Below are 22,671 nucleotides of genomic sequence, written 5' to 3'. Positions count from 1 at the left end.
AACCCTTGCTTGTATTGGAAAATAGATTAGCTTATTATCGCTAGTGTTTCCTGTTTGAAGCCGATGTTGTTGACAACCATAAATTCTCGGAAATTCTCCAGGTACTTATGGATTGCAAGGGCAAATCATTTTATCTGTAATTTTAGGAATTTGGTCTTAACTCTAATAACCAAGGTGTATGACATTGGCAATGAGCATAAAATTTAACTGTGATTACATAAATAATACTTGAAGGAAATCTTGGAATCAACTGGACACTTTTTCAACTGGACACTAATATCACATTGTTAGGTTGAAATCGGTATGGGGAAATTACTTAAACTAGGTAAGTAAGTCAGTGAAGATAAATTAAACTATATACATACCATTCAAAAATATTTTAAAATTTACTGAGAATAGCGGTTTAGTCGCCAAAAAACTATGATATTAAGGGAAAAATGTGAGTCTGGCACGCCGCACTTCAGATTTACCTTATAAATCAACTCTGAATCAGGGAATACGCTAATTAACTTTAGGTTGATAGTATTACTTTTGACTTGAGTTTGCCGTCTTCCATTTGAACAATGCGATCGGCAATGTCTAGGATACGGTTGTCATGAGTAACCATCAAGATGGTACAGCCTTGTTCTTTTGCTAGTTTTTGCATGAGATTGACTACATCTCGTCCCGATTGACTATCAAGGGCGGCGGTAGGTTCATCCGCGAGAATTATTTGAGGATGACTGACTAAAGCACGAGCGATCGCTACTCTTTGTTTTTGTCCTCCAGACAGTTTATCAGGGTAATAATGCAAATGATTTCCTAATCCTACTTGCTCTAACATTTGGGCTGACCTAGCTCGCATTTTTTTTAACCCAAGATGTTTGTGCAATTCTAAAGCCATTTTGACGTTTTGGAGCGTCGTTAAACTACCATGCAAGTTATATCCTTGGAAAATATAACCATTACGGCGTCGCGCTTGCACTAATTGTTCAGCGCTCGCACCATAAAGTTCTCGTCCCAACACTCGCAAACTACCAGATTGGGCAGAACGCAATCCACCCACTAAGGTCAGTAAAGTAGTCTTTCCAGAACCGGAAGGCCCAGTCATGATAATAATTTCACCAGCATTAATCTCTAAGTTGATGTTACATAAAACTTGCTTGCGGAGTGAGCCGTGACCAAAGTGGTGCTCTAGATTTTTAATAGAGATGACAGGTTGACTAGTCATACATAGCTTGATTACTTACAATGACAATTTTTAAAACATATCAGCGGGATCGGTGGCTTGGAGTTTGCGGGTGGCGATCGCACCAGAAATGGTACACATAATGATAGTCAGCACTAATACCTGCAATGCGAGCATTGCAGTCATGTACATAGGCAAATTTGTTGCTGTGCGAGTCAGTTGGTAAAGTGCTAAAGACACTCCCAATCCGGGGAAGAAGCCCAGTGCTGCTAATATCAACGATTCTTCAAGCACCACACCTAGCAGGTAGTAATTGCGATATCCCATTGCTTTGAAGGTGGCGTATTCTCGAACGTGGGCATTAACATCGGTGGAGAGGACTTGATAAACGATTATCACGCCCACCACAAACCCCATCGATACACCCAGGCTGAAGATAAACCCAATTGGGGAATTTGTTCTCCAGAAATTGTTCTCAAATTCAATAAATTCAGCGTGGGTGAATACTCTGACATCATCTTTGAGGTAGGCTTTGAGCATTGCGGCTACTTTTTTCGGTTCATAGCCTGGTTTGAGAACAATCAAACCTAGACTGACACTGTTGGACTGTCGCCCAGAAAATAGCCGCAAAAAATTTTGATCGCTGGTAATCAGGTTGCCATCAAAGCCAAAGGAAGCCCCGACTTGGAATAAACCACTAATGGTAATTGTGCGCCTTTCTATTTCGGTAGTCAGGGTTTTGCCTTGGTCAATTTGATCGATCGCTTTTTGATAATCTCCTCTTGCACCACGGTCAAACAACACGGTATCGGGTAATTTGATTGCTTGCAATTGCTGGTTAACATCGGGTAAGTCAAAGGCTGGCTTGTCTGGGTTAAAGCCGATAACTAACACCCCTGTCTCACGGTGTGTTTGGGGATTCTTCCAGATTGTGTTGTTGAAATACATTGCTTGGGCTGACTTCACCCCTGGTATATCCATTGCTTGGTAAAGTCGCCGACGAGAAAATGTAGACAAGCTTGGTAAATTACGGGCTTGGGGACTGGTTAAAACAATGTCTGCTTGCAAACTGCGATGTAGTCTTGTGTTACTGTCATACAGCGCAGTCTGAAAACCTAGCTGCATGAACATCAGAAGATCCGCAAAGGCAATGCCTGATAATGCCACTAAAAGACGGCTTTTTTCATGATTTAGTTGCAGCCATCCTAGAGGGGTTCGCCGTCGCAGTTGTTTGAGCAATCTCATAATTAGGGACTGGGGACTGGGAATTAGGGACTGGGGATTAGAGACTGGAAATTAGGGACTGGGGACTTGTTCATCGACTTCAGAATCTCCTAGCCCCCACTACCCAGTTCCCAATCCCCTTTTCACAATTCAATTACTGCCTTAACTTGCATATTGGTTAAGGTGGCGGCTTTTTGGCTGGAAGTTTCATCTAGTCGGATGTGGACTTCTACTACTCTGTTGTCGATATTGCTGACGGGATCTGTGTTAATGACATTCTGTCGTCGCACTTGTAAGCCTTTGCGATCTACGATTCCCTGCAATTCAATCGGGAGGTTATCACCAAAGATTCGCACTTGCTGCCCTGAATGCACTTTGCCGATATCGCTTTCGTAGACTTCGGCGATGACATACATCTGGCTGGTTTGTCCAATATCTGCAATACCATCATTTGAGACTAATTCCCCAGGATGGGTATGGATCTCAAATACCTGTCCATTTTGAGGCGATCGCACTATAGCTTGTTCAAGATTAACTTTTGCCAAATTCATGGCTGCTAGGGCACGATTGACTTCTGCTTTGGCAGATTCTACATCCACTCCGCGCACTTCGGCGATTTCATCAAGTGTTGCTGTGGCTTGTTTAACTTGTTGCTGACTAGTTGATTGGGTACGATTTAACTGTGCCTGGGCTTCTTGCAAGCTTTTTTGGGCGGTTTCCAAGTTTAAACGCTTACTATCCTTTTGCGAGGCGGAAATTGCGCCTTGTTGATATAGTTGCTGATAGCGTTCGTCTTCTGCTTGGGCGTTACGCACTTCGGCTTGGAATCGCTCAATTGTCGCGGCTTGGGCATTAATATCACCTTGGCGTTCGGCTTCTAGGCGAGCGATCGCAGCTTTTTGGGCGGCAATTTCACCACGTTTAGCACCTGCTTGGGTGCGGTTTAGGTTTGCCTGGGCTACTTTTACTTGTTCTTGCGCTTCTTTTAAAGCTGCTTGGAGGCGATCGCGGCTGTTCAAAATTGCGATCGCCTGTCCTGCTTTTACCCTATCCCCTTCCTTCACCAACAACTTTTCTACCCGATTTCCTTCCGCAGACACCGCAGCAGAGAGTTTAATTACCTTTCCCTGTGGTTCGAGTCGCCCTAAAGCTGTTACTGTTGTTAACTGTGGTAATTGTGTTGCTGGTACTTGTGCCTCTGGATTTGCATAATTTTGCCAGCGTTTTACTATATAAAAACTTATTCCGCCAATCAATAAAGATGCAATTATACCTATAGCAACGGATGGACGCAGAATAGACTTAGGGAACGTTCTATACCCTAGCTTTGAGTTTCGCACCATAGATTACCTCTTAACTAGTGGCGCAGAAAAAAGAACAGATTAGGCTTTTCTCCGTACTTGTTTGCTAATTCCTACTTCTTGAGTCAGTTATTCTTGATTTATCACTTCGAAATCTATAAAATAATTTGGAAATTGTTGAGATTTTACTTAGATAAAGTGATTTATCTGGTTAGGATAACAACGAATATCTCTACCAAATTAGAGGTTTATGTTTTTAGCAAACTACTTTTGTTTTATGAAAGTACTCAGGTATAGTAAACGGTTTTAAAATTCCGGGTTGTAACAGCGCCAACAATCAGAACCAAATTAAGTAAATAACAAAAAATATTTGGTGTGATTAAGATCGGTGGAAATTCATGTCAAATTTTGATGATTATAGTGTTTCCTAATGACATGATGTACCTCACTCAACCAAGAACTGCTATAATTCCCATTCAAAGATTAAAACGTTAACTAAACCGCATTGGGATACCTGTAGCTTGCAATTTTCACAAATCAAATAGGATTGCAGTATTTAAGTCTGTTTGCTATTGGGAATTATAAAGATACGGATACAAAACTTTCACAATAGTTTTGACGCATCCCTTTATAGTATAAATGTACCACTAACTTTAGTTATACAGCCATGCAACCTCTTCAGCCAGTTAGCGGATCGGATTTGCAAAGATTTTTGTTAGCGCCAGAGCAGTTATTGCAACAGTCAGTAGCATTGCAATTAGCCGTTGCTAGTTTCCACCAGACACCGCGAAGTCTTTTAGAGATTCTAGTCAATAGTCCTGATGCACAGGTAGCAGAAGCAGCAAGCTTACACGTAAATTTGGCAGGAGAAATAACAGACGGTTGGCAGCAAGCAGTTGATGAAATCCTGCAACAACGTCAGCTAGGGCAAAACGACCGATTAGCGGTAGAACTTCTGAAAATCGGGTCTGTACCTCCTTGCTTTCTCAGCGAGTGGGTTCCAGCCGAGCCACTAATTCAAGGATTGCGAAATCCCCAAATGCCCTTGCGTTATCGGTTGCAATTATTACAACGGCTATCACAGGAACCAACTTTAGAACCAAGGTTACAGGTAGCAGAGTCGCCAGAAACGCCGTCAGCAGTGTTGGAACAGTTGGCGGGTGATTTAGAATTACCGGTGCGGTTGGCGGTGAAATTTAATCCCAGTTGTCCACCACCATTAATTGAACTCGTGGAAAGACACTATGCCGTTGCATCTGACTGGAATACCGATAGCGAACAATTAGCGATGCTGGGGCAGAGTCGTTGGGCGTGGATTCGGTTGGCTGTGGCGCAAAATCCCTCAGCGACAGCAGAGACGCTGATGCAGTTGGCTGGTGATGCGGTGTACAAAATTCAGTTAGCAGTGGCGAAGAATCCAGAAACATCGGCAGAGACACTGATGCAGTTGGCTGGGAATGCAGTATGTGCAATTCAGTTAGCGGTAGCGAAGAATCCTTTCACTCCAACAGAAGCACTCAATTTGCTTGCAAACCATACTGATAACGAAATTCAAATGGCTCTAGCAAAACATCCGAAGACTTCAGAGCAAGCATTATTAAAACTATATCCCAAACACAAACGTACAATTATTACTCAAAGGAAAAATTTACCCCTAAGCATTATAGAGCAACTGGTACGCGATCGCAGTGACAAAAATTTTTACTACTTCGTCAACTCGGTAATCAATCAGCCGAACATATCAGGAGAAATTCTCGAACTTTTAGCAAATGATTCATTAGAGTCAATGCGAATTAATATTGCTAAACACCCACAAGTATTAGGAACTACACTCAAGCAATTGGCTCAAGATTCAAGCTTTCAAGTACGGGAAGCAGTTCTCAGCAATCCGAAAACACCGAAAGCTATCAAAAAGCGTGTATTAGCAACAAAGTCAACTGACCATGTTTATCATATTTCATCAGGATTTAGAGCACAAGATAAACAGCAAAGCTTAGAGCAACAAAGCCAAGATCCAAACACAGCACCTAACACCTTGGCAGAACTGGCAAAATCATCAGATAGCATCATCCGTTGTTATGTAGCGAAAAATCCCTCGATTCCCGCGGAAGTTTTGATTGAGCTAGTGAAAGATAGTGACATAGAAGTACGGGAATGCGCGTTGAAAAATATCAACTTACCTTACTTAGATGAAGATCAACAAATGCTGATAGCAAAAGAATACAAACAAATGATTTTGGGAGATTACCGTTTGATTTTAGCTCAATTAGAAGCAGAAGGAACTGCAAAAGCAAACGAACTAATTGCACGTCGTCCCGACAGTCCTCATGCTTTATCGCAGGTTGTGGAAAAGGGAGATCAAAAAGCTAAAGTGACCGCAGCACGTAATAACCAAACTCCAATTCAAGTCTTAGAACAACTGGCAAAATATCCAGATGAAACTGTGCGTCAAGCTGTCTCACAAAACTCCAATTTACCCCTCAATCGTTTACTCGAACTTGCACGAGATTCCAGTGTAAAAATTCGACAGGCACTTGCGTATAAATCATCTCATAGCAAAATACCAACACCTATTCAATTATTAGAAATATTGGCGCAAGATGAATCTGAGCAAGTCAGAGCTAGAGTTGCAGAACATCCCGATTCAACTGTTGAAATTTTGATGCGGTTAGCCAACGATATCAGCCGTGAAGTCAAAATGAAACTGACTGCTAACCCTAACACTCCTGTCACAATTCTGACTCGTTTGGGTTTAGAAGAAAATCTCGTAAATCAACGTAATCCTAATACACCAGGAATTGTGCTTACCCAGGCTGTTAAAAGCATGAGTAGCAAAAATCTTGCTGATTTTATTAAACATCCTGTCAAAGGTTCACAAATGCCTGTTGAAACTTTGTCACAGTTAGCAAGTCACACCGATAGTTCAGTGCGTTATCGAGTCGCATCTCACCCTAATACACCAGCCACCGTTTTAAGACAGTTAGCTAGAGACTCTTATGTAGCTACAGTTCGTGCTGTCGCCAGCAATGCTAATACATTTCCTGAAACTTTGGAAGTGCTGGCTAGTCACCCAGATTTTACAACTCGTTTGGAAGTTGTTCGCAATCCCAACACACCACCGCGCGCACTTGCTCAAATTGTTCTGAGTAGCCAAAATTCAGGAAATACGCCAAATCAAACAGTAGATATGCTCAAAAGTGCATTTCCAGGCAATCATAATGATGTGCTGCGTTCAATAGCTGGTAATCCTCGCACACCTATAGAAGCACTAGAGATTTTAGCAAGAAGAGAATTTATTGGTGCAACACCCGATCCTCGCTCGTTTATTCCACCTACAACTGATGATAGTATAGTGCGATCGCTTGCGTACAACCCCAGCTTAACACCACAACTACTGAGCATTCTTGTCCAAGACCCTTGTGTAGAAGTGCGTGTTTGTTTAGTTCGACATCCCAATTTGACAGAGGCGTTGTGGTTGCGTTTAGCAGAAGATACGGAAATCTCCGTGCGTGAAGCTGTTGCTGCTGCAATCAATTCACCTGTAAGCGTTTTGGAATTATTAACGCGAGACGAACAAGTAGAGGTGCGAATCAAAGTAGCGACTAACCGCAATACACCAATTACTGTTTTACAACTCCTTGCAGGTGACGAAAACTCCAGTGTACGCACTGCTGCGGCTAGCAATTATAACCTAACTGCAACAATACTGACACAATTGGCAAACGATGAAAAAGTTGAAGTCCGCCGCGCAGTTGTTCAAAATCCCAACACCCCTGCACCCATCCGCGAAAGCCTCCGCGATTTAGTTGTCCAACCCACCACCAGCCAAACCAGTCCCACATTGCGCGGACTCAACCGCCTCTACAACCCCAGCACTGATGATTTAGTAAGCATACTTGCAGAATACGCGAGTTCAGAAAATGCCTTTGTGCGGTTCGTGACACTGCTTAATCCTCTAACTCCCCGTGAAGTATTGACACAAGCAGCGCAGTCTGCATCCTGGCTGGAACGCTACGCCGTTGCTGATAATTCTGGAACTCCAAGCGTTTTACGCCAGCAACTTGCTGAAGATAGCAACTGGATTGTCCGCGCAGCCGCTAGAGTTAATACTAATTCGTAATTCGTAAATTTATATAATTGGAAAAACACCAGAAAATGATTTTCTTGGTGTTCATACAACCTCTATTCGTACGTAAATTGATTAAACTGTAAAATTAATTATATCTAAATTTATGCATTTAGAAACAGAAAAAATCTTAGGTACTCTTGAAGTTTTGACGGAAAAACGCCTTGAGTTTCGTCTGCACAGTAATCAATATTCTTCTTTAGTACCTTTCGTTTGGGATGTAAAGGAAAAAGGCAACTTTAGCTTACTCAATCTTGGATGCGAGCAAAGATGGATAACTCTAACAGATATTGATGTCGCCATTAAAAATTGGCACGCATTAGAATGTCGCGGTTATTTAAACCCAGATGACGATCCAAGTGATTATGAAGATGAAGATATTATCAGTCCTGAAATAGCTGATGAAAGGGCAAATATATATCAAGAATTAGCTGATGCCATCCAAGAGAAACTCCATACTATAGAAGTATTTAAATTCAGTAAAACTGCTTACTATTATTTTTATGTTGTGTTAGGTAAAAACCAAGAGAATAATTGGTTTTGTTTTTCTCAAACTGTTGCTAGAGAGACAAGATTAGAAGGAGAAATAAAATGCTCTGATTTCCCTGATTTAACAATGCAGCCATCTTTGGATAGCAGTACTACTAAATTGAAAGATAAATTTCAGCAAATTATCAATCAATTACAACCGATTAGTATTTATGGTTATTATGGTGGTGGCTATGATTATAAATTTAATCATTATTTAGTTCAAAGTATAGCACACACTAAAGAAAAAGCATTAGTATTAGCTCTACATCAAGCAGGAATGCTAGATATTGCTAAATTTCATGAGTTTGACCCAGAAGCTTTATCTTGGATATGGGACGAGGCTGAAATTGCTGAATTTTATCCCATATACCAAAAAATAAATAAGTTTTTAACACAAAATCTTTCCGATTTAAGAATGATCAGATGTAGCTTTTGGAATCGTGAATATATATATGTCGTTGGTGAAACTAATGCTGGAGATATAACTGGAATTTATATAGAAAGTGATTTTGATTACAATCCATAATTTTGCATACAACATCTCAAGAAGATAATTTATGCACTCTGAAACAGAACGCATTTTTGGAACTCTACAAGTTCTTATTGGCTCAAATTCGTTTGTTTGGGAAACTGCAAATCAAGGTGAATTTAACCTCTGGAATTTAATGATTTCCGAAGGTTTTGTTCATCTAACCGACATAGAACTTGCTTTTAAACATTGGCAAAATATTGAAGAATGGGGAACTCCTAGTAATCAACAAAAATTTGGTGAATACGCCCCGCCGCGTTCTAAACGCAAGGACAATACTTGGAACGAAAGTATTGCTAATGAACGCCAAAATTACTATCAACAACTCCAGCAGTTAGTTAAAAATCATTTACAAAATATTCAAGCATATAATTTATCTGTTCCCAAAACAGCACATCAATACTTTGAGTGGGAACATCCATATTTTTCTGTGTCGATTGTGGTTGGAGAAACTAGCGATCGCCACTATTTTTGCCTTGCCCCCACTGTCCCCGATCAACTAAACTATAATCGCCGCGATCGCAATCACCCCAAAACACAAATTTTTTCTGAAGAATTACCAAACCAACCAACTCAAACTCTGATAACTTAAGTTCAAATTCTGCTTAATAATCTCACGCCAATTACCAACTACGGCTACTACCACGGCGGATACAACTACACTTACCAACATCAAATTGTGGGTGCATTAGCCAAAACTAAAATAATAGCAATTCAACTCGCATTACAAGCAGCAACTATGGTTTTTTTGGAGAAGCGAACAGTTGAATATGCTGATGATGGCTACAATAGCCGTAAACTCAGCCAGTTTATGAACCAGTGTTTAGCTCATCGCACTTGTTACAATATCAGTTTTTGGGATGTTGGCTACACCTACGAAGTCGGACAAACCCCCACAGGAGATTGGATAGGGGAGCGATCGCAAGGCGAATTTGAATACAATCCTTAGAAAGAGCGGTAAAAATATAATGTCTAAAAAGTCTGATTCGCAGTTGTAAAATCTCTTTACTTAACAAATTTGATTTTTGAGAATTGCTCAGAAAGAATCTGCTTAAGATGCTGCAACAACAGCACGGTCATTTATTAGCTTGCCATCTTCCATATAAACGATGCGATCGGCAATATCTAGAATGCGGTTGTCATGAGTAACCAAAAGAATGGTACAGTCTTGCTCTTTAGCTAGTTTTTGCATGAGGTTGACCACATCTCGCCCCGATTTACTGTCAAGGGCGGCTGTGGGTTCATCCGCTAAGACAATTTTAGGACGACCAACCAACGCACGAGCGATCGCAACTCTTTGTTTTTGTCCCCCAGATAAATCATCAGGATAATAATTCAAGCGTTCTCCTAATCCTACCTCCTCTAATATTTGGGCTGACCGGGTTTTCATTTCTGCCGGTGAAATATTATTATGCACTTCCAAGCCCATTCTGACGTTTTGGAGTGCTGTTAGGCTACCATGCAAGTTATGTGCTTGGAAAATATAACCGTTACTGCGTCGCACCTGGGTAAGTTGTGCTTTGCTAGCGCCACACAGTTCTTGTTCCAATATCTGCAAACTGCCTGATTGGGCAGAACGCAAGCCGCCTGCTAAGGTGAGAAGTGTAGTCTTACCAGAACCAGAAGGCCCTGTCATAATAATAATTTCGCCGGCGTTAATATCCAGGTTGATATCAAAGAGAACTTGCTTGCGGAGTTGACCATGACCGAAGTAATGGTCAAGATTTTTAACAGAGATTACAGCAGGCATACTAATTTTAGATTTTAAATTTTAGATTTTGAATTGGTGATTAGGGACTTCCCAATACCCAGTCCCCATTTTTCAAAACATATCTGCGGGGTCAGCTGATTGTAATTTACGGGTGGCGATCGCACCAGAAATTACACACATAATCATAGTCAGTGTTAATACCGTCAAGGCTCGTCCTACGGTCATATAAAGTGGTAAATTGGTGGCATTACGAGTTAAATGATAAAGTCCTAAAGGTGCGATCGCTCCTGGGATAAAGCCCAAGATAGCTAAAATAATCGCCTCTTCAAACACCACACCTAATAAATAAAGATTGTTATACCCCATTGCTTTGAAAGTGGCGTATTCTTTGATATGAGAATTTACATCTGTAGAAAGAACTTGATAGACGATAATCACGCCCACCATAAATCCCATTGCTACACCGAGGCTGAAAATAAACCCAATGGCTGTATTTGTTTTCCAGTAATTTATTTCAAATTCGATAAATTCTGCTCTGGTTAAAACTTTGACATCATTATCTAAATGAGCTTGTAAAGCTGCTTTCATCTGCTTTGGGTCGTAGCCTGGTTGTAGTTGTACCAAACCGAGACTGACACCGCTGGCTTCTCGTCTAGGAAATAGTCGCAGAAAGTTCTGGTCGTTGGTGATTAAAGTACCATCGGCGATGAAGGAAGCCCCGACTGAAAATAAGCCGCTAATCGTAATTGTCCGCCGTTCTATTTCGGTTGTGACAGTTTTACCTTGGTCAATTTTAGCGATCGCATCATTATAATCTCCCCTAGAGGCGCGATCGAACAAAACGGTATCTGGTAGCTTAACAGCATCTATCTGGCGGTTCACATCTGCTAAGTTAAACACTTGCCGATCGGGATTGAACCCCATAACTAATATTGTCGTTTTCTGATGTGTTTGGGGATTTTTCCAATCAACAATGTTGATATACATTCCTTCTGCCGACTTTACACCTGGTACATCCATTGCTTGATACAGGCGTCGCCGCGTAAAGCTAGACATATTTGCTAGGTTACGTGCTTGGGGACTGATGACAAACATATCAGCCTGCATACTACGATGCAGGATCGTGTTACTTTCAAACAGGGCAGTCTGAAATCCTAGCTGCATGAACATCAGAACATCGGCAAAAGCAATACCTGACAATGCCACCAAAAGACGGCCTTTTTCATGACTCAGTTGCAGCCATCCTAAAGGCGTTCGCCGCCGCAGTTGCTGGATAAATCCAATCACAGTTCAATTACCGCCTTGACTTGCAAATTAGTTAAGCTAGAAGCATTTTGGCTAGATAGTTTATTCAGTTGCACATGCACTTCCACTACTCTGGCATCAATATTGCTAGAGGGATCGGTGTTAATCAGATTTTGCCGCTTTACCTGCATACCAATCCAATCCACTCTTCCCTCTAATTCATTGCGCAGGGAATCACTGCTTACCAGCACCTCTTGTCCCGGACGCACTTTCTTGATATCACTTTGGTAAACTTCTACTACTGCATACATCTGGTCGGTTTGGCCTAGAGCTACAATTCCTTCATTGCCAACAGTTTCTCCGGCTCGTGTATTAATCTCCAAAATTCGACCGGCTTTAGGAGCCACAACGTATGCCTGTGCCAGTTCTGCTCTAATTTTCTCCACGGTGGCTTGAGCGCTGTCTACCTCTGCTTGTGCATTTGCTATATCTGTGGGACGGACTTCAGCAGTTTGATTCAGGTTAGCTTTTGCTTCGTTAATCTGCTGTTGCAAGCTGGCGAGGGTTTGAGCCTGGTTAGCTTTTGCTTCGTTAATCTGCTGTTGTAGGGTTGCAACAGTTCTTGTCTGAGTGGCTTGGCTTTCAATTAACGCTTGAGTGGAAGTTTCGGCACTTAAACGTCTGCTATCAACTTCCTGACTAGAAATTGCTCCTGCTTTATATAAAGTCTCGTAGCGCTGTACCTCAGCTTGAGCATTACGTCTCTCGGCTGCTACGCGAGCCACTGTTGCTTGCAAGCTGCGTTGTTGCCCAAGGAATTCTGCTTCTAGACGATTAATTGTGGCTTGCTGAGTTTTAATGTTTCCTTGTAGTTCTACTTGCACACGATTTACCGTAGCTTGACGCGCTCCAATTTCTCCCTGTTTGGCTCCAGCTTTTACTTGGTTAAGGCGGGATTTGGCAACTTGAACTTGTTTTTGGGCTTCACTCAAAGTAGCTTGTAGGCGATCGCGGTTGTCCATAATCGCAATTACCTGACCGGCTTTGACGCGATCGCCTTCTTTCACCAATAGTTGCTCTACTCGATTCCCTTCATTAGAAGAAGGCGCTGACAGTTTTATTATTTCTCCCTTTGGTTCCAACCGCCCTAATGCTGTTACTGTTTTTACCACTGGCTGAACTGCTACTGGTGCTGTTTGCTTTTCATTAGCTGTTGCCTGAAGCTTCATCAACGTATAAACACTGATTCCACCTATCGCTAGAGATGTAAGTATTGCAAGTAGAAGTGGCGATCGCAAAAGATTCTGAGAAGACCCTAAACCCTCTGAATTCCTGTTTTCCCTCATCCTATTCCCCCTTACCACCAGTAGCAATCTGTACTAAACTGTCCAGTTCAATTTATGCTAAACTAAACGGACTAGTTTAGTCAATAGGACACAACTAAACTTGTCAATCAATTTGCTTGGCATTAGGGACTTGCAAAAAATAAATTATCCCCAATCATTTCTAGATTTGTATGGGCACAGGTATTGCGTCCCTAGACGGGATATTTTTTTAACTGGAAATCCTTTATGCTGCGAAATCCTATTCTTTATTGGGATGGATTATCTACGACAAAAAAGTAGAGGACAGGAAAGCTGATAATAGAGGGTTTGGGGCTTTATCAAAGGGTATATTTATTTTCGCAATTTTGTACTTAAGCATTTTGCCGCATCTATTAATATTGTTGAGAAGAAAGGATAATTAATAAATGGTACGCATCAAAACTGACGAAATCGATCGAGATAATTCTGTTGATAAAGTAGAGCAAATTCTGCAAGGTGCAATGCAAGAGTTTCTCCAAAATGGCTATGCTGGTACAAGCATGGATCGGGTAGCAGTAGCAGCAGGTGTTTCTAAAGCGACAGTCTACAGCCACTTTCAAGATAAAGAAGGACTTTTTAAAGTACTGTTAGAGCAACTAACAAGTAAAAAGAATAGCTCCATTTTTGGCACAGAACCGATTGAGGGAGAACCAGCCACCATACTGCGCCAGGTAGCAACCAAAGCATTAGATCAGATGCTTAACGACGAAGAACATAGTGCATTTATGCGAGTACTAATCGGGGAATCTGGGCGTTTTCCTGAGTTAGCTCAAATTTGTATTCGGGTGATGATTAAGCCAGTAGCGGAAACTCTCACCCACTACTTGGCGGCTCCAGAATTAAAGATACCCGATCCAGAGGCGACAGCGAGAATTCTCTTAGGAGCATTAGTGCATTTTCATATTACTCAAAATGTGATGCATGGACAAGACATTGTACCAATGGAAAGCGATCGCTTGATTGATGCCTTGACACACCTGATCGCAAAATGCGCCGATTGATTGGTTATATCCCGGCGCGTGGCGCTTGTTTGGTCGGAAAGTCAAATTCACCTTGAATAACAGTTGACTGTTTTTTCCATAGAAGCTACAGTACTGTGTCCGGCTTTTTTCGTTCCTTACAAGCTGCCACCAATACATCCTCTAGCGATCGCCAGATAACTAAGCAGGAATAACTTGAACAACTAGTGCGCGTTTATCCAGTGACTGGATTTTACCTACTTGACTGAGATCGTTTGCAATTCGGTCTAGCAGTTCTCCCGCTTTGTCACGATATTGATGTTCTCGGCCTCGTAAACGAATGGCAAACTTAACAGAATCGCCTTTACTCAACCACTGACCTGCTTGTTCGATGCGTAAATTGTAATCAGCCATACCCACGTTTAGACCGAATCGAACTTCTTTTACCGTGGGTCTAGCACTCTGGCTCTGACGTTTTTTCTTTTGATACTGAAGTTTCCCATAGTTGAGAATCTTCGCGATTGGAGCGTCTTTACCTTGAGAGACTACAACTAAGTCAAGCTCTAAGCTTTCAGCTAGCTGTAACGCCTCATTGGTGTCGATCAGACCACGATTGTTATTCTCATGGTCAATCAAGAAGACGCTAGGTGATTTGATTTGTGAATTAATCAGTTGCTTTTGGATTGCGATAATGAATTTCTCCCATTTGTTCAATACTTTGCTTTACAAGCAGGTAATGCCAATTTAACACAACACTGAATCAGAGCAACTTTAACAACACAATAGACGGCAATCTGATAGAATGAGGGACTGCGGCACTCGCTCTCAGTCTTTGCGCTACTGCCCATCCAGCTTTTCAATAATTTTTATCCGTCCGCCTAAGACTGACGCCATCATTGGCGACAGGCCGATGTTATTTTTGGAGTCTTATGTCTTTTTCCGATCTCGGCTTGTCCAATGAAATTATCCGTGCTGTTACCGAACGAGGGTACACGGAACCCACGCCAATCCAGATGCAGTCCATTCCTGCTGTCTTGTCGGGTAAAGATTTATTAGCTGGGGCACAAACTGGCACTGGCAAGACCGCTAGTTTTACACTGCCGCTCTTGCATCGATTGTCGTCTAACAAGAGCAAAGGTACGCCTAATGGATACCCACCAATCCGGGCGCTGATTCTCACGCCGACTCGCGAACTCGCTGCCCAAGTGGAAGAAAGCGTGCGCGAGTACGGCAAGTACTTAAATCTTAACTCGATGGTAATGTTTGGCGGAGTCAGTATTAATCTGCAAAAACAGCGTTTGAGGAGTCGAGTGGATATTTTGGTCGCGACTCCAGGGCGACTCCTAGACCACGTACAGCAGGGTACGCTGAACCTATCGCAGATTGAGGTTTTGGTGCTGGATGAAGCCGATCGGATGCTAGACATGGGTTTTATTAATGATATCCGCCGCATCCTCTCACTCCTGCCCAAACAGCGACAGAATTTGCTATTCTTCGCTACTTTCTCAGACAAAATTAAGGCACTGGCCGCCGGGTTACTCAATAACCCAACAATGATTGAGGTAGCACGCCGCAACGTTACCGCCGATACGATCGCACAGAAAGTTTACCAAGTAGACCGTGACAAGAAACGCCAATTACTGGCTCATCTGATTCGGCGAGATAATTGGTATCAAGTATTAGTATTCACTCGCACCAAGTATGGCGCTGACCGTTTGGTGAAGCAGTTGGGCGAAGACCGCATTCAAGCCTTGGCAATCCACGGTAATAAGAGCCAGCCTGTGCGTACTAACGCTCTGGCCAAGTTCAAAAATGGCACCTTACAAGTATTGGTGGCGACAGACATTGCTGCTAGGGGTCTTGATATCAGCGAACTACCCCATGTAGTTAACTTTGATTTGCCCAATGTACCAGAAGATTATGTTCACCGTATTGGTCGCACCGGTCGCGCTGGCGCATCAGGTGAAGCTGTATCGCTGGTGTGTATCGATGAACAGCATCTATTAACAGATATCGAAAAACTGATTGAGCAACGCTTGCCGAAGGAAGTGGTTGCTGGTTTTGCGCCCAACCCCGATACCAACCCAGAACCAATCGCAAATGTACGGCAACATAGAGCCAAGCCCGGAAGTGATAAGCGTCCGGCTCGTACTCCTAAACCGTTACCACAGACATCGGCTAAACGTAAAGCAGCGCCACCTGCCACCAATGGCGAGAAACCTAGCGCTCGTTCGTCGGCATCGCGTCGTTCTGCTAAACGCGATCGCTAATATTCGTTAGCTGTTCAATAGATTGATTTTTCACGGGTTCTGGAAAACATTCAATGTAATATCTGTCACATACAGTTGTCGGAATGCAGTTAACAGTGCCATAAAGAAAAGGTGAAGGTTAACCTGTAGGGTATAACTTACCTTAGACTTGCTTGACCCCTAGCTTCGATGGATCTATCACACTCATGACTGAACTGACGCTACGCCTACAAGAGGGAGATATCGAGACCACGATCGCAGTTGACCAAGATATATTTACAATTGGTCGTTTGCCGGAATGTAACTTGTACTTACCTTTTGGTGGAGTATCCCGCAACCATGCTCGCCTAGTAAAAACGGCTGACGGTGTGTGGACTATTGAGGATCTGGGCAGCAAAAACGGGACGCAAGTCAATAAATATCTGGTTAACTATCCTCAAGAGTTACATCACGGCGATATCGTTTGGCTGGGCAATGTGAGCTTGGTAGTGCTGCTCACAACCCCTGTTTCTCAACCGACACCAGAGTATGCCGGAATTTCGGACATTAATGAGCAAAGAACCATCCTTCACAATGTCGAACAATTACAACAGCAATGGATTGCAGCTGATAGTAAGGATGGCAACATCAGCAATAAGGACAAAACCATTGCCCGTCTCAAAGACTTAGTGGACATAGCGAAAAATCTTTGTGCAGCCGCATCTATAGAAGAGATTTTTTCACAGGTACAGCAAGTAGTTTTTCGTTACCTTGATAGTATCGATCGCTTGGCATTATTGATTGATGTCAATGGTTGTGGCCAGTTAGAATTAATGAATGCTGCCACTAGAAATATTTCTCAACAGAAACATCTCCCTTCTGATGGTAGTTGGATTAGTCGTAGTATCTGTCAAAAAGTATTTGATGAAAAAGTAGTCATTCAAACCGGTGATACTCATCAGGACGAAAGGTTTGCTAGCGAACAGAGTATTTTAGTCAAAGGCATTCGTAGCGCGATGGCAGTGCCTTTATGGGATGAAAATAAAGTTGTGGGCGTATTGTATGCCGATGCCAATTTTTCTTCTTACCATTGGGCAAATGAAGGTGAAGAAGAATTGAGCTTTTTTTCAGCTTTGGCAAACCTTGTAGCTTCTAGCGTGCAGCGTTGGCTATTAGTAGAAAAACTCAAAACTGAAGAGATGATTCGTCACCGACTAGAACGCTATCATTCTCCAGCAGTTGTACAGCAGTTGATATCTGTAGGCGGATTACCGGGTGGTCGTTTAGCTCCCGCCGAGAGCGAAATCAGTATTTTGTTTGCGGATTTGGTTGGCTTTACGGCAATTTCTGAAAGGTTAACACCAACTGCGATCGCTCAACTATTAAATAAACTATTTGAAGAAATGCTAAAAGAAGTGTTTGGTTGCGGCGGCACTTTAGATAAGTATATTGGCGATTGTATTATGGCATTTTTTGGCGCTCCAGAACCGCAAGCAGATCATGCCGATCGCGCTGTTACTGCTGCCAAGGGAATGCTCACTCGTCTCGAACATCTTAATGCCAATGGTTTTTGGCACGAACCCCTGCAATTACGCATTGCGATTAATAGCGGTAAGGCTGTTGTGGGAGATGTCGGTAGTTCCCAAAGGGTAGATTATACAGCATTAGGCGCAACGATTAACCTTGCTGCTCGGATGGAAGCAGTTTGTCCCCCTAGTGAATGTGTGATTAGTGAAGCCACCCATAAAATGCTTTCAGAACCCTCAGACTTCCAAGAAATGGGAGATTATCGTTTCAAAGGTATTGAGCGATTAGTTAAGGTTTATCAGACAAAATTGCAGCCAGTGCCAACAATCATTGCTCCAATTATTAATCTTTAGGGATTAGCATGGGCTTTGAGGTCTAGATTCTGTAATCCATCTAGTGACATACTCCTATAAAGATGAATGCTAGCAATTACGAATTACCTGACTGTGCCAGCACTAAAAATTTGCTCTGCTGTCAAATCTAACTCTGGAAATATTGGTGACTGGATACGGTCATTTCCTCGAAATTTACTAACGCGATACTCACCTTCTTCTAAACAACAAACTAAAATAGTCGGTTGTTTGGGTTTGCCAATAAATTCCCTACCGCCCAATGCACCATAATCGACAATCCAGTATTCAGGAATTCCCATTTCTTCATAATCAGCGTATTTTTTCAGATAATCATCACGCCAGTTTGTACTTACCACCTCAATTACTAAAAGAATTGATGCTGCTTTAGTAACAGTTGATGCTTTTTTCCACAGAGGTTCATTAACTAAATTAGTAAGATTTAGGAGCAGCAAATCTGGCGAGTAAGCTGATTCGTTTTCAAGTGGTTTAACTAATACTGTTTTTGGTATACCATAGCTTAGACTGAGGCGACTATATTCTAAAGTAATTTTTGTTGATAAAAATACAACAATCTCTTCATGGTCGCCTGTTGGTTGAGGCATTTCTACTACTACTCCATCATATAGTTCGTAACGTTGTCCCCTGTTATCTGGATATTTAGCAACGAACTCATCGAATGTAACTACTTTGCCTAAGACTTGAGTCATAGCTTGATTCCTCAATTGTGCAAATTATAGCAACTTTATTTGTATTTAATTCATCAATATTAATACTTATTGATTGGTATAGTTTGATTCAATTAAAATTGCGAAATTGTAATATTCAGCAGCTAATTTTTGGCTAAAAGACTAGAATTTGGGTGGTAGCTTCCTTAGTTTATATGTATAACATTAGGAAGCCAACTTCAAGCTATTTTTTAACGGGAGGTCAGGTAATGGCGATCGCCACCATTAATCCCGCCACTGGGGAGACGCTCAAAACCTTTGAGGCGCTCAATGATATAGAAATTGCCGCTAAACTCGATTTGGCGAATCAGGCTTTTGAAAAGTATCGTCAGACTAGTTTTTCTCAACGATCGCAATGGCTGCAAAAAGCTGCCGACATTTTAGAGCAAGACAAAGCAGAATTTGCTAAGTTAATGACTCTAGAAATGGGTAAGCCATTTAAAGCTGCGATCGCAGAAGTCGAAAAATGCGCCGCCGTCTGTCGCTACTATGCCGAACACGCCCCTGGTTTCTTGGCTAATGTCAGTGTAAAAACTGATGCCAGCCAGAGTTTTGTACGTTATCAACCAATGGGTGCGATTCTCGCGGTGATGCCGTGGAATTTCCCCTTTTGGCAAGTCTTCCGCTTTGCTGCACCAGCACTGATGGCGGGGAATGTCGGCTTACTCAAACACGCTTCCAACGTGCCGCAGTGTGCCTTGGCAATCGAAGAGATTATCCGACGGGCAGGTTTTCCTGAAGGTGCGTTTCAAACTCTATTAATCGGCGCTGCCAAAGTTGCCGATTTAATGGCTGATGACCGCGTAAAAGCTGCTACCTTGACCGGAAGCGAACCAGCAGGTATATCCCTCGCCGTCGCTGCCGGCAAACAAATTAAAAAAACAGTTTTGGAATTAGGAGGAAGTGACCCGTTTATTGTGTTAGAAAGTGCTGACTTAGAGACAGCAGTTGTCACAGCTACTACAGCGCGGATGTTAAATAACGGGCAATCATGTATTGCAGCGAAACGTTTTATTGTCGCAGATGCGATCGCAGATAAATTTGAAAAATTGCTTTTAGAAAAATTCGAGGCGCTAAAAGTAGGCGATCCCATGCAACCAGATACCGATTTAGGGCCACTGGCAACACCTGGTATTCTCCAGGATTTAGATAAACAAGTGCAAGGTGCTATTAGCAGCGGTGGTAAAGTCATCATCGGCGGACATCCTTTATCAGATCGTCCTGGAAACTTTTATCCGCCAACGATTATCATAGATATCCCCACCGACACAACAATTGCAAAAGAAGAATTCTTTGGCCCAGTAGCCTTGTTATTCCGGGTTCCAGATATCGATGCTGCCATCAAACTTGCTAATGACAGCCCCTTTGGCTTAGGTGCAAGTGCTTGGACAACCAATAAACAAGAGAGCGATCGCTTGGTTGAGGAAATTGAAGCCGGTGCCGTGTTTATCAACAGCATGGTCAAATCCGATCCTCGGTTGCCCTTTGGTGGCATCAAGCGTTCTGGATATGGCAGAGAATTGAGTATCCAAGGTATACATGAGTTTGTCAATGTTAAAACCGTGTGGGTTAAATGATTAGTCATTGGTCATTGGTCATTAGTCACTTGTACTGAGCGTAGTCAAAGTATTAGTCAAAGTACAAAAGACAAAAGACAAAGGACAAATGACTAATGACAAAAAACAAAAGTCTTATTCGTTAATAGAGTTGTCGGAAAATAAAATGAATACAGCAGAATTATTGGTGCAGTGCCTAGAAAATGAAGGAGTGCAATATATTTTTGGACTCCCTGGCGAAGAAAACCTGCACGTTTTGGAAGCCTTAAAACATTCTTCGATTAAATTTATTACGACTCGTCATGAACAGGGTGCAGCATTCATGGCCGATGTCTACGGACGCTTAACAGGAAAAGCCGGAGTGTGCCTTTCTACTCTTGGCCCTGGGGCAACCAACTTGATGACTGGAGTAGCAGATGCCAACCTTGATGGTGCGCCTTTAGTGGCGATTACCGGTCAAGTGGGAACAGATAGAATGCACATCGAATCCCATCAATATTTAGATTTGGTGGCAATGTTTGCACCTGTTACCAAGTGGAATAAGCAGATTGTGCGACCGAGTATTACACCCGAAGTAGTACGAAAAGCGTTTAAGCGATCGCAATCGGAAAAACCTGGTGCAGTTCACATTGATTTACCAGAAAATATTGCTGCCATGCCCGTCGAAGGCAAACCTTTGCGTAAGGATAATAGCGAAAAAACTTATGCATCTTTTGCTAGCATTCGGGCAGCAGCCGCCGCAATTTGCCAAGCAGTAAACCCATTAATTTTAGTAGGAAATGGAGCAATTCGCACTCATGCTAGTGATGCCGTAACGCAATTTGCCACCTTGCTGAATATACCTGTTGCCAATACCTTCATGGGTAAAGGCGTGATTCCCTACACACATCAACTAGCTTTGTGGTCAGTGGGATTACAGCAAAGAGACTTTATTACCTGTGCCTTTGATAACACAGATTTAGTAATTGCGATCGGCTACGATTTGATTGAGTTTTCCCCCAAGAAATGGAATCGGAATGGTGAAATTCCCATTGTGCATATTGGGGTAAGTCCAGCGGAGATTGATAGTAGTTATATTCCCAACGCCGAAGTTGTGGGAGATATTTCAGATTCCCTCTATGAAATCTTAAAATTAGCAGATCGACAAGGTAAACCCGATCCCTTTGCTATCAGCTTAAGGTCAGAGATTCGGGCTGATTACGAACAGTATGCCCATGATGATGGATTTCCCATTAAGCCGCAAAAGTTAATTTATGACTTACGCCAAGTGATGGGCCCAGATGATATCGTCATCTCTGATGTTGGCGCACATAAAATGTGGATGGCTCGTCATTATCATTGCCATAGTCCTAATACTTGCATAATTTCCAACGGCTTCGCAGCTATGGGTATTGCTATTCCTGGCGCTTTAGCAGCAAAACTCGTTCATCCCAAGCGCAAAGTCGTTGCTGTCACAGGCGATGGCGGCTTTATGATGAATTCTCAAGAATTAGAAACAGCCTTGCGTGTCGGTACGCCCTTTGTCACCATAATTTTCAATGATGGTGGTTATGGGTTAATTGAGTGGAAGCAAGAAAATCAATTTGGCAAAGGAAACTCATCTTTTGTGCATTTTAGCAATCCTGATTTTGTTAAATTCGCCGAAAGCATGGGTTTAAAAGGCTACCGAGTTGAATCGGCTTTAGATTTGATTCCCACTTTGAAAGAAGCCCTCGCTCAAGATGTGCCCGCCGTGATAGATTGTCCCGTAGATTATCGGGAAAATCACCGCTTTAGTCAAAAAGCCGGCGAGTTGACTTGTGCGTTGTAAAAATTAGAGACGAGATTAATCGTGTCTGTACAATAGTTAGGAGTTATTTATTCCTAACTTTTTTAGTGTTTTGGTAGAGTGCGTTAGCCTTTGGCATAACACACCGCTTTACTATAGACATATTTCTTCTCTTTCTTTGCGTTCTTCTCTACGAGACGCTACGCGAATGCGTCCTTTGCGGTTCGTAAAAAAAACCATGAAGCTCAAAGGTTCATCAACGAAGCTCAAAGGTTCATCAACGAAGCTCAAAGGTTCATCAACGAAGCTCAAAGGTTCATCAACGAAGCTCAAAGGTTCATCAACGAAGCTCAAAG

Annotated in this window: 17 protein-coding genes and 1 pseudogene; 9 read left to right on the top strand and 9 right to left on the bottom strand. The window is 42.4% G+C overall.

Going from position 1 to position 22,671, the window contains the following annotated elements; translation table 11 throughout:
• Nucleotides 1-511 precede the first annotated feature (511 nt).
• The 3 genes from V7K44_RS18100 to V7K44_RS18090 form a co-directional block, all read right to left on the bottom strand.
• Entirely contained in the window at nucleotides 512-1,210 is a 699-nt protein-coding gene (locus V7K44_RS18100) for a DevA family ABC transporter ATP-binding protein (protein WP_334933310.1), read from the bottom strand.
• Between the two features lie 30 nt (nucleotides 1,211-1,240).
• Nucleotides 1,241-2,413 carry an ABC transporter permease DevC gene (gene devC / locus V7K44_RS18095; protein WP_334933309.1) on the bottom strand — a complete coding sequence of 391 codons (1,173 nt, stop codon included), beginning with the start codon at nucleotides 2,411-2,413 and terminating at the stop codon, nucleotides 1,241-1,243.
• A 122-nt stretch (nucleotides 2,414-2,535) separates the two neighbouring features.
• Nucleotides 2,536-3,735, bottom strand: coding sequence for an ABC exporter membrane fusion protein (locus V7K44_RS18090; protein ID WP_334933308.1), 1,200 nt, complete (start codon nucleotides 3,733-3,735; stop codon nucleotides 2,536-2,538).
• Nucleotides 3,736-4,360: 625 nt separating this feature from the next.
• Here V7K44_RS18090 and V7K44_RS18085 point away from each other — a divergent pair.
• The 4 genes from V7K44_RS18085 (at nucleotide 4,361) to V7K44_RS18070 (ending at nucleotide 9,828) form a co-directional block, all read left to right on the top strand.
• Complete coding sequence (locus tag V7K44_RS18085; RefSeq protein WP_334933307.1) at nucleotides 4,361-7,813, top strand: HEAT repeat domain-containing protein; 3,453 nt, start codon at nucleotides 4,361-4,363, stop codon at nucleotides 7,811-7,813.
• A gap of 112 nt (nucleotides 7,814-7,925) precedes the next feature.
• Nucleotides 7,926-8,876 (top strand): nuclease A inhibitor family protein, encoded by a 951-nt coding sequence (locus V7K44_RS18080; protein ID WP_334933306.1) that lies wholly within the window; start codon nucleotides 7,926-7,928, stop codon nucleotides 8,874-8,876.
• A gap of 31 nt (nucleotides 8,877-8,907) precedes the next feature.
• Nucleotides 8,908-9,471: a hypothetical protein gene (locus V7K44_RS18075; protein WP_334933305.1), complete on the top strand. Its 564-nt coding sequence runs from the start codon at nucleotides 8,908-8,910 to the stop codon at nucleotides 9,469-9,471.
• An 87-nt stretch (nucleotides 9,472-9,558) separates the two neighbouring features.
• Entirely contained in the window at nucleotides 9,559-9,828 is a 270-nt protein-coding gene (locus tag V7K44_RS18070; RefSeq protein ID WP_334933304.1) for a hypothetical protein, read from the top strand.
• Between the two features lie 102 nt (nucleotides 9,829-9,930).
• On the opposite strand, the gene V7K44_RS18065 is transcribed toward V7K44_RS18070, so the two are convergent.
• The 3 genes from V7K44_RS18065 to V7K44_RS18055 form a co-directional block, all read right to left on the bottom strand.
• The gene (locus V7K44_RS18065) at nucleotides 9,931-10,629 is read right to left on the bottom strand and encodes a DevA family ABC transporter ATP-binding protein (protein ID WP_334933303.1); all 699 of its coding nucleotides are present in this window, start codon (nucleotides 10,627-10,629) and stop codon (nucleotides 9,931-9,933) included.
• Between the two features lie 72 nt (nucleotides 10,630-10,701).
• The gene (devC, locus tag V7K44_RS18060) at nucleotides 10,702-11,877 is read right to left on the bottom strand and encodes an ABC transporter permease DevC (protein ID WP_334933302.1); all 1,176 of its coding nucleotides are present in this window, start codon (nucleotides 11,875-11,877) and stop codon (nucleotides 10,702-10,704) included.
• Nucleotides 11,874-13,181: an ABC exporter membrane fusion protein gene (locus tag V7K44_RS18055; RefSeq protein ID WP_334933301.1), complete on the bottom strand. Its 1,308-nt coding sequence runs from the start codon at nucleotides 13,179-13,181 to the stop codon at nucleotides 11,874-11,876. Before V7K44_RS18055 ends, devC (V7K44_RS18060) begins: the two co-directional genes overlap by 4 nt.
• A gap of 404 nt (nucleotides 13,182-13,585) precedes the next feature.
• Between V7K44_RS18055 and V7K44_RS18050 the strand changes: the two genes are divergently transcribed.
• Nucleotides 13,586-14,200 (top strand): TetR/AcrR family transcriptional regulator, encoded by a 615-nt coding sequence (locus V7K44_RS18050; protein ID WP_334933300.1) that lies wholly within the window; start codon nucleotides 13,586-13,588, stop codon nucleotides 14,198-14,200.
• Between the two features lie 159 nt (nucleotides 14,201-14,359).
• Here the strand turns inward: V7K44_RS18050 and infC are convergent, their stop codons facing one another.
• Nucleotides 14,360-14,872, bottom strand: a complete 513-nt coding sequence (gene infC, locus V7K44_RS18045; RefSeq protein WP_094352543.1) for a translation initiation factor IF-3 — start codon at nucleotides 14,870-14,872, stop codon at nucleotides 14,360-14,362.
• 215 nt (nucleotides 14,873-15,087) lie between these two features.
• Between infC and V7K44_RS18040 the strand changes: the two genes are divergently transcribed.
• Together V7K44_RS18040 and V7K44_RS18035 are read left to right on the top strand one after the other, a co-directional pair.
• The gene (locus tag V7K44_RS18040; RefSeq protein WP_334933299.1) at nucleotides 15,088-16,428 is read left to right on the top strand and encodes a DEAD/DEAH box helicase; all 1,341 of its coding nucleotides are present in this window, start codon (nucleotides 15,088-15,090) and stop codon (nucleotides 16,426-16,428) included.
• A 185-nt stretch (nucleotides 16,429-16,613) separates the two neighbouring features.
• Nucleotides 16,614-18,266 carry an adenylate/guanylate cyclase domain-containing protein gene (locus tag V7K44_RS18035; protein WP_334933298.1) on the top strand — a complete coding sequence of 551 codons (1,653 nt, stop codon included), beginning with the start codon at nucleotides 16,614-16,616 and terminating at the stop codon, nucleotides 18,264-18,266.
• Between the two features lie 83 nt (nucleotides 18,267-18,349).
• On the opposite strand, the gene V7K44_RS18030 is transcribed toward V7K44_RS18035, so the two are convergent.
• Nucleotides 18,350-18,973: a Uma2 family endonuclease gene (locus V7K44_RS18030; RefSeq protein ID WP_334933297.1), complete on the bottom strand. Its 624-nt coding sequence runs from the start codon at nucleotides 18,971-18,973 to the stop codon at nucleotides 18,350-18,352.
• A gap of 227 nt (nucleotides 18,974-19,200) precedes the next feature.
• On the opposite strand from V7K44_RS18030, the gene V7K44_RS18025 reads away from it, so the two are divergent.
• Together V7K44_RS18025 and V7K44_RS18020 are read left to right on the top strand one after the other, a co-directional pair.
• Nucleotides 19,201-20,568, top strand: a complete 1,368-nt coding sequence (locus V7K44_RS18025; protein ID WP_334933296.1) for an NAD-dependent succinate-semialdehyde dehydrogenase — start codon at nucleotides 19,201-19,203, stop codon at nucleotides 20,566-20,568.
• Between the two features lie 145 nt (nucleotides 20,569-20,713).
• Nucleotides 20,714-22,357: an acetolactate synthase large subunit gene (locus V7K44_RS18020; RefSeq protein WP_334933339.1), complete on the top strand. Its 1,644-nt coding sequence runs from the start codon at nucleotides 20,714-20,716 to the stop codon at nucleotides 22,355-22,357.
• A 111-nt stretch (nucleotides 22,358-22,468) separates the two neighbouring features.
• Here the strand turns inward: V7K44_RS18020 and V7K44_RS18015 are convergent.
• Nucleotides 22,469-22,671 (bottom strand): annotated as a pseudogene (locus V7K44_RS18015) (hypothetical protein); the annotation flags it as partial.

Origin of the sequence: Nostoc sp. (genome assembly GCF_036917235.1) — a bacterium.
Taxonomy (GTDB): Bacteria; Cyanobacteriota; Cyanobacteriia; order Cyanobacteriales; family Nostocaceae; genus Nostoc.
Note: the sequence above shows the minus strand (reverse complement) of the source record. Positions and strands in the feature narration are given on the sequence as shown.